The sequence below is a fragment of the Paracoccus sp. UBA5162 genome (genome assembly GCF_002413585.1).
Classification (GTDB): Bacteria; Pseudomonadota; Alphaproteobacteria; order Rhodobacterales; family Rhodobacteraceae; genus Paracoccus.
Genome location: NZ_DHXG01000097.1, coordinates 32,814 through 40,351, shown reverse-complemented (window position 1 = coordinate 40,351; position 7,538 = coordinate 32,814). Strand labels below are relative to the sequence as shown.

The following is a 7,538-nucleotide window of genomic DNA, read 5'->3' as shown; positions in this document are numbered from 1 at the left end:
GCAAGTGGCGGAGAGGGTGGGATTCGAACCCACGGAACCCTTGCAGGCTCAACGGTTTTCGAGACCGCCCCGTTCGACCACTCCGGCACCTCTCCGCGCTTTTGGGTGGTGAGGCGCGGATTTAGAGGGGTGGGGGTTGAAGTGCAAGAGGGTTTGGCCGAAAAAATCCCGTTCCTCTCGCGAAAGGTGGCGACATGCTTCGATCCTTGGCAATCGCGCTGGTGCTGGTGTTTCCGGCCCTGGCGCAGGCCCGGCCGGTGACCATTATCCAGTCCGAATCCCATGGTGGCCCGGCCGCGCCGCTGACCGAAAGGCTGTGGAACACCATGGATCTGGAATCGCTGATGCCGATCCTGCGCGACGAGGCGGTGGCCGAGGCCGAGGATATGCAGGCGGACCTGTTCAAGCGGGGCGGCACCGGCGGATGGCTGGATCAGGTGGCCCGGATTCACGATCCGGATCGGCTCGAGAGCCTGTTCCGCGAGGGGCTGGAGGCCGCGAGGGAAAACGCCGATCGAGGACGGATAGAAGATGCGCTGACCTTCTATCGCAGCGATCTGGGGCGAAGGCTGGTCGGGCTGGAAAACTCGGCCCGGCGGACGATGCTGGATGCCGATGCCGAGGCCGCCGCCCGCGAAGCCCTGTCGGCGGCCGCAGCCCGCGACGATCCGCGCGTGGCACGGATCCGGCGGCTGATCGACGAGGCCCAGCTGATCGGGCCGAATGTCGCGGGCGGCATGAATGCCGCGATGGCCTTTTCCGAAGGCTTCGCCGAGGGCGAAGGGTTCGACATGCCGATGAACGCCGAGCGGATGCTGCGGGACACCTGGCGGCAGGAGGAGGAAATCCGGGCGCAGACGACGGAGTGGATGGAAAGCTATCTGCTGCTGGCCTATTCGCCCCTGAGCGATGCGGATCTGGACCGCTATATCGTCTTTGCCGGATCGGCCGGGGGCAAGGCCCTGTCGGGGCTGATGTTCGCGGGCTTTGACGCGGTGTTCCGCAAGACATCCTATGAGCTGGGCCTGACGGCCGCCGGACAGATGCGGGGACGCCAGTTGTGAGCGGTGATGTCCTGCTGGTCGGCCCGTTGGCCCAGACGGCCGTGATGCAGGCGCTTGGCCTTGGCGGCAAGGCGGAAACCATCCAGGGCCGACTGTCCGGCGGCCCAAGGGCGGGGATCGACGCGGAGCATTGGCCGCATTATCAGGGCGCGCCCGGTCGGATCGCGGCGGTGCGGGTGGCGCGGAATGATGCGCTGGATCGCTATGCCGCGGTCATGGGGCTGGAACCGCTGGCCCATGGGGGCCGATCCCTGCTGGGGGTCGGTCGCGGCCCGGCATCAGAAGACGAGTGGCGGCCGAACCCGGCGCGCGCGGCCCTGGTGGCAGAGATCGCGCGCCTGGTTCTGCAATCGCCACAAGGGATCGAGTCAGGACGGCTGCGGGCGCGCCTGCCGATGATCGCGATCTGGGCCGAAAGCCGGATACGCGCGCGATCGGGGCCGGTCTCGGGCGCGGATGTCGTGGCACGGCGCGGACCCGGCGACCTGCGCCTGTCGGATCATCGTCAGCCCTATGCCGGCTATTTCGCGGTCGAGACCATGACCGTGTCACATCGCCGCCACGACGGCGGCTTCACCCGCAATGCCAGCCGTGAGGGCTTCATCATGGGCGATGCGGTGGTCGTGCTGCCCTGGGATCCCGTCCGCGACCGGGTGCTGGCGATCGAGCAGTTCCGTGTCGCCCCTGCCCTGCGCCAGGATCCGCAGCCGTGGTTGCTGGAGGCCGTCGCCGGCCGTGTCGATGCCGGCGAAAGCCCCGAGGACGCGGCCCGCCGCGAGACCCTGGAAGAGGCCGACCTGCGCCTGATCCGTCTTGTTCCGGCGATCCATCACTATCCCAGCCCCGGCGCGGTGACAGAATTCCTGTATCTCTATCTCGGCATCGCCGACCTGCCCGACGGCACGGAAGGCGTGCACGGGCTGGACGGAGAGGCCGAGGATATCAGGGGCCATCTGCTGGACCGGCAGGCGCTGCTGCGGATGGTTCTGTCAGGACAGGTCAGCAACGGGCCGCTGGCGATGCTGGCCTTGTGGCTGGATGCCCGCAGGGACGGATTGCTGGCGGAACTGTCCCGATCGTGATCGGGTTCGCCTGACATCACGGGGTTGCCCCGCCCGCCGCGCCATGTGTAGGTAATCCCGACCCGCGATGTATTGTCCGGATGGAGGCCGGTCGCCATGCGCATCTGCTCTGATCTCGCCGACGCGATCGGCAAGACACCTCTGATCCGGCTGCGCCGGGCCAGCGAGGAAACCGGCTGCACCATTCTGGGCAAGGCCGAATTCATGAATCCCGGCCAGTCGGTCAAGGACCGGGCAGCGCTGTATATCATCAAGGATGCCATGGCGCGCGGCGATCTGAAGCCCGGCGGCACCATCGTCGAGGGCACGGCCGGCAATACCGGGATCGGGCTTGCGCTGGTGGGCGCGTCGATGGGATTCCGCTCGGTCATCGTGATCCCCGAGACGCAATCCCAGGAAAAGAAGGATATGCTGCGGCTGGCCGGCGCCATCCTGGTCGAGGTTCCCGCCGCCCCCTACAAGAATCCGAACAACTACGTCCGCTATTCCGGCCGCCTGGCAGAGGCACTGGCCAGGACAGAAGCAAACGGCGCGATCTGGGCCAACCAGTTCGACAACACGGCCAACCGTCAGGCACATCTGGAAACGACCGGCCCGGAAATCTGGGACCAGACTGACGGCAAGGTCGATGGCTTCATCTGCGCGGTGGGCTCGGGCGGGACGCTGGCGGGCGTCGCCATGGCGCTGCAACCGCGCGGCGTCCGGATGGGGCTGGCCGATCCCGAGGGGGCGGCGCTCTATTCCTTCTATACGACCGGCGAATTCGACAGCCCGGGCAGTTCCATCACCGAAGGCATCGGACAGGGCCGCATCACCCGGAATCTGGAAGGATTCACGCCCGACTACGCCTACCGGATCCCCGACGCCGAGGCGCTGCCCGTCGTTTTCGACCTGCTGAAAGAGGAAGGCCTGTGCCTTGGCGGATCCTCGGGGATCAACGTCGCGGGCGCGATCCGGATGGCGCGCGAAATGGGGCCGGGGCAGACCATCGTGACCGTCCTTTGCGACTACGGCAATCGCTATCAGACCAAGCTGTTCAACCCGGAATTCCTGCGGGCGAAGGACTTGCCGGTGCCCGACTGGCTGACCCGCGAGGCACCCGACCTTCCGGAAGTATTCGAAGGCTGACATTCCATGGCACGCGCGTTTCTGGCCGTCCTGCTGACGGTCCTCATCCTTGTTGCATCTCCGCTTGCGGCGCAGGACGTTCCCAAACCCGATTTCGGCAAGTGGGAACAGGTTGCCCAACAGGCGGAAACGGTGGTCGCGGACGGCAGCAGCAACCTTGAACGGCTGACCGCGATCCGGCAACAGGTCTTCGACTGGCGGCGGACCTTCCAGCAGGCGCAGAACGTCAACGGCGACAGGATCACAGCCGTCAAACAGCAGATCGAGGCTCTTGGCGCCCCGCCGAAGGACGGCGAGACCGAGCCCAGCGACATCGCCGCGCGCCGGACGGAACTGAACGACGAGCTGGCCAAGCTTCAGGCGCCGCGACAGAAGGCGGTCGAGGCCGCCAGCCGCGCGAACGCCATCATCCAGAGCATCGACACCATCCGCGACAAGAGGAAGGCGCAGGAACTGGCAAGATTGTCACCCTCGCCGCTTGTCCCCGCGAACTGGACGCTGGCCGCAGAGAACGCCGTGGCATTGTTCGAAGGATTGCTGAGCGAGGCCGGACCGGCGAACGAGGCGGGCCGCACCTGGTCCGACCTCAAGCCACGCCTGCCCAGTGTCGCGGCCTATCTGGTCGCGGCGCTGGTGATCCTGATCTTCGGTCGGCCATGGGTCGGGATGCTGCCCTCGCGCCTGTCGGCGCGCGCGTCGGAATATTCGCGGGCGGTGGTGGTCTTCATCACCTCGCTGGGACAGATCCTGGTGCCGATGATCGGCACCTATCTGGCCATCGGCGCGGTCAAGGCGACCGGTCTGCCCGGCCCGTGGACCCTGCCCATCCTCGAGGCCGTTCCGGCGGCGGCGGTGATCCTGTTCAGCGGCGGCTGGCTGTCGCGGCAATTGTTTCCGCAGCATGCCATCGCCTATGACACGATCAAGCTTGCCGACCGCGCCCGCGACACAGCCCGCCACATGGTCGATTTCCTGGCTACCGTCTTCGCGGTCCACCACGTCCTTGCCGCCGCGATCCTGCCGCGCTCGGGCCTTTACAGCTCGGTCACGGAAAATCGCGACCGGGTTCCCCTGGACCTTGCCGAGGGCGGGGCCTCGGTCTTCAACTTCGCGCTGATCGTCCTGGCGGGCCTGGCCCTGTTCCGGCTGGGCAACATCCTGCGCCGCCTGACCCGGCGGCCGGATGCGGGCGATCTGGTCTATCGCTACCGGATCCTGTCCTGGGCCGGGGCGCTGACGCGCATCATCGTGATCGTCGCGATCCTTCTGGGCGCGATCGGCTTCGTGAATTTTGCCAATCTGCTGATCTGGCCCTGGTCGCTGAGCCTGGCGCTGATTGGCGTGCTGATCATCCTTCAGGACTTCATCGCCGACCTGTTCAACATGTTGAAGCGCGGCGAAGAGGGCGCGCGCGAAGGGCTGGCGCCGCTGCTGATCGGCTTTGGCCTGGTCATCCTGTCGATCCCGGTCTTCCTGGTGATCTGGGGGGCCAAGGGCACCGACCTTCTTGAATACTGGACCCGGATCGAAAGCGGCTTCAGCTTCGGCGGCGTCACCCTGTCGCCCGGCACCGTCCTGACCTTCCTTATCGTCTTCGCCATCGGCTATTTCATCACCCGCGCGGTGCAGGGCGCGTTCCGCAACTCGATCCTTCCCAAGACCAGGCTGGATACAGGCGGGCAGAACGCGGTCGTCTCCGGTCTTGGTTATCTGGGGATCTTCCTGGCCGCTGTGCTGGCGATCACCTCGGCGGGGATCGACCTGTCATCGCTGGCCATCGTCGCAGGTGCGCTGTCGGTCGGGATCGGTTTCGGCCTTCAGAACATCGTGTCGAATTTCGTCTCGGGCATCATTCTGCTGATCGAGCGCCCGGTCAGTGTCGGCGACTGGATCAGCGCCGGCGGGCAGCAGGGGATCGTCAAGAAGATCTCGGTCCGGGCGACCCAGGTGGAAACCTTCGACAAGACCGAGGTGATCGTTCCCAACAGCGACCTGATCAGCCAGCCGGTGACGAACTGGACCCGCCACAACAAGATCGGCCGCATCATCATTCCGGTCGGCGTGGCCTATGGCAGCGACACCCGCAAGGTCGAGAAGATCCTGCAAGAGATCGTCGAGGATCACCCGCTGGTGGCCCTTGATCCGGCGCCGGCGATCCTGTTCCGCAACCTGGGCCCCGATTCGCTGGATTTCGAGATTCGCGCGATCCTGGCCGATGTCGGCACCGGGCTGGGCGTGACCTCGGAACTGCTGCACGAGGTCGTGCGCCGCTTTGCCGAGGAAGGGATCGAGATTCCCTTCGCGCAGCGCGACATCTGGCTGCGCAATCCCGAGGCCCTGCCGGGCGCGGCCGATACCGGCGGCCCGGCCCCTTCGGCAGCGCCCGGCACGGCGCCCGGCGCCCCCGATCCGCGCGTCGGCAAGGCAAGGACGGAAACCGCGCGCGATTTGCCGGGCGATGGCGATCAGGGCGACGGCGATCGCTGAGCCGGCGGGTCCGGCCCTGCGGGCCGGCCTCAGCGCCCGGTCAATCCCTCGATCGGCCGCGGAGGCGACGGGCGCGTGACCAGATAATTCTTGCGTTTTTCGTAGAAGGCGTTTCCGCCCGTCACCAGAACGTAGTGCATGTTGTCGTAGGGAAAGCGGTAGCCCGCAGTGTGAAAGAACTTCGCGTTCTGGACCAGCGGATGCCGTTCGCCGCGAAGGACGGACCGGGCGGCCTCGCGCACCATCGGAACCGAGCGATCGTTCATCTTCCGGCTCATGACGCCGGGCGCGAACTGGTTCCTCTGCGCCACGACGCCGCAGACGCTGTCGGGAAACCTGTCCGAGCGCACGCGGTTCATCACCACGCTGCCCACCGCCACCATGCCATCGCGGCTGGAGCGGTTGGATTCGAAATACATCGCCCGCATCATGCAATCGAGATCCGAGCGGCGAAGCACCGCGTTCGAACCGCCTGCGCCGCCCGAACAGCCCGCAAGCAACATCAGCATCCCGGCCAGACGGCGCACCGCCCTTGGCGTCCAGGTCGAAACTGTCATCTGCCTGTCCCCTTCCCGCTGATCGCGGTTCTTTCGGTCTTTGTTGCGGGGAAGATAGCAAAGCCGGCGGTGTTGCAGCAACAGTCAGGCGCAAGCGACGGGGGTTTGCCGCTCAGGCGGCGATCGAGGCGGGGGCGTCGTCGTCCTCGTCGCTGCTGCCATCGTCAGGCAGGCCCTCGCGCGACAGCAGCACGGCCACCGGGCGCAGCCAGGGGATGTGGGCACAGACGATCATCAGGGCCACCATGATCGGCACCGCCAGGAACATGCCCGGAATGCCCCAGACCGCGCCCCAGAAGGCAAGACTGAGAATGATGCCAAAGCTGGACAGCCGCAGCGTCTGGCCCAGAAGCATCGGATCCAGCACATTGCCGATGACGAATTGCGTGATCGTGCAGCCAAGCGCGACGATCCCCGTCACCGAGATGTCGCCGGTCAGGACGAAGGCCAGCAGCGTTGTGATCACCGTCGCGATGATCGAGCCGACCGAGGGGATGAAATTCAGGATGAAGGTCAGGATGGCCACCGCGACGGCCAGTTCCAGCCCGGCCAGCTTGAAGATCATCCAGACGATCACCGCCGTCACCGCGCTGACCCCGGTCTTGACGACCAGATAGCGGTTCACCCGGTGCATGATCGACGAGATGATCCGCGTGACCTGCCTGGCCTGCGCGGCATCGCCGGTCAGGCGCTCGACCTTGACCGGGAACCAGACCTGTTCCGCGAACATGAAGCCCACGAACAGGATCACCAGGACGCTGCCCGACAGGATCCCCGACGCCTGCCCGGCCAGCGAACGGATCCAGCCGGTGATGTTGAAATTCGAGATCGCCGTCAGCACCCGTTCCTGCACGTCGGGACCAAGCCGCTGGGTCAGGCTGGGCAGCGCGGCCTGCGCCTGTTCGGCATAGGCGATGGCGGTCAGCACGACCTCGTTCACCTGCGCGACGATGGTGGTCGATATCCACAGCAGGGCCAGGGTGATGCCGATCAGCGCCAGCGTCGTGCCCAGCCATTTCGGCACCTTCAGCCGCGACGAAATGCCCATGATCGCATCCGTCGTCAGCGAGAACAGGATGATGGCGATGGCCAGAGAGATCAGGATGAAGCGCGCCTGAACCAGCATGAACAGCAGCAGGCCGAAGGCGATGATGCCCAGAAAGCCCGTCTGCAATCGATCCCGCAGGATCTGTTCGCGTGAATTGTGGTCCAATCCCTGC

The 7,538-nt window shown here is 66.0% G+C and carries 6 protein-coding genes and 1 tRNA gene; 4 read left to right on the top strand and 3 right to left on the bottom strand.

Annotated elements, in window-relative coordinates; translation table 11 throughout:
- Positions 1-5: 5 nt before the first annotated feature.
- Positions 6-95 (bottom strand) — tRNA-Ser (locus tag B4A72_RS15685).
- A gap of 99 nt (positions 96-194) precedes the next feature.
- Between B4A72_RS15685 and B4A72_RS15680 the strand changes: the two genes are divergently transcribed.
- The 4 genes from B4A72_RS15680 to B4A72_RS15665 all read left to right on the top strand — a co-directional run bounded on the left by B4A72_RS15680 (position 195) and on the right by B4A72_RS15665 (position 5,761).
- On the top strand, positions 195-1,064 hold the full coding sequence (locus B4A72_RS15680) for a DUF2059 domain-containing protein (RefSeq protein WP_292950647.1): 870 nt from the start codon (positions 195-197) through the stop codon (positions 1,062-1,064).
- Positions 1,061-2,146: an NUDIX domain-containing protein gene (locus B4A72_RS15675; protein WP_292950645.1), complete on the top strand. Its 1,086-nt coding sequence runs from the start codon at positions 1,061-1,063 to the stop codon at positions 2,144-2,146. Before B4A72_RS15680 ends, B4A72_RS15675 begins: the two co-directional genes overlap by 4 nt.
- 96 nt (positions 2,147-2,242) lie before the next feature.
- A complete protein-coding gene (locus tag B4A72_RS15670) occupies positions 2,243-3,274 on the top strand; it encodes a cysteine synthase A (protein ID WP_292950643.1) in 1,032 nt (343 codons plus the stop codon).
- Between the two features lie 6 nt (positions 3,275-3,280).
- Positions 3,281-5,761 (top strand): DUF3772 domain-containing protein, encoded by a 2,481-nt coding sequence (locus B4A72_RS15665; protein ID WP_292950641.1) that lies wholly within the window; start codon positions 3,281-3,283, stop codon positions 5,759-5,761.
- Between the two features lie 29 nt (positions 5,762-5,790).
- On the opposite strand, the gene B4A72_RS15660 is transcribed toward B4A72_RS15665, so the two are convergent.
- Positions 5,791-6,318 (bottom strand): cell wall hydrolase, encoded by a 528-nt coding sequence (locus B4A72_RS15660; RefSeq protein ID WP_414692118.1) that lies wholly within the window; start codon positions 6,316-6,318, stop codon positions 5,791-5,793.
- Positions 6,319-6,430: 112 nt separating this feature from the next.
- On the bottom strand, positions 6,431-7,531 hold the full coding sequence (locus tag B4A72_RS15655) for an AI-2E family transporter (protein WP_292950639.1): 1,101 nt from the start codon (positions 7,529-7,531) through the stop codon (positions 6,431-6,433).
- Positions 7,532-7,538: the final 7 nt, after the last annotated feature.